This is a genomic window from Campylobacter sp. RM12654 (assembly GCF_020137585.1).
Lineage (GTDB): Bacteria > Campylobacterota > Campylobacteria > Campylobacterales > Campylobacteraceae > Campylobacter_E.
This window is the reverse complement of the sequence record NZ_JACGAR010000075.1, coordinates 1-673: the sequence shown is the minus strand read 5'-3', so window position 1 is coordinate 673 and position 673 is coordinate 1. Positions and strand designations below refer to the sequence as shown.

The window sequence follows — 673 nt, the reverse complement described above, 5'->3', positions numbered from 1 at the left end:
CACTCTAAACAACACAAACAATACTTTAAATTAAAAACTAAAAAGCAATTAAAATCTCATTCTAAAAACAACCTTCACTAACTACTAAAAAGCAATTAAAAACACACACCATAATAAAACAATCTTAAACATAATCACTAAATATAAAAAGCTATTTTTATTAAAAGAATTTAAAACTTATAAATACTTTATAAAAACATTAATTATATTAACTCTTAAAAATATAACTAATATTTTATTTAATAGTAAAAACATAATTATCACTTATAATTTAAATTACTTATTACTATAAGAGTTATTTTAAAAAGATAATATATATGCTACCAAATATCACACCACTTCAATAAGCATTATAATTTGTATAAAAATAGCTTTAAACATAACTACAAGCTAAATAAGTAAAAATAAGTATTCTTAGATAAATTCAAATATCATTAAAAAATAAATATTATTTATAAGTTTTAATCTAAAATAAATACACAAGTAAAACCTAAAATCATACTAAAAACTACATATATTAAAAAGATTTAAAAAAACAATTTAAAAGATAGATAAAAAGAATAAAAATGGTGGGCCTAACAAGACTTGAACTTGTGACCTCACCCTTATCAGGGGTGCACTCTAACCAGCTGAGCTATAGGCCCTTAAGAAGTAGAATTATTGTTATCTTATT

General features: G+C 20.7%; 1 tRNA gene. It reads right to left on the bottom strand.

Annotated elements, in window-relative coordinates:
• Positions 1-567: 567 nt before the first annotated feature.
• Positions 568-644, bottom strand: a tRNA-Ile gene (locus AVBRAN12654_RS09375).
• Positions 645-673: the final 29 nt, after the last annotated feature.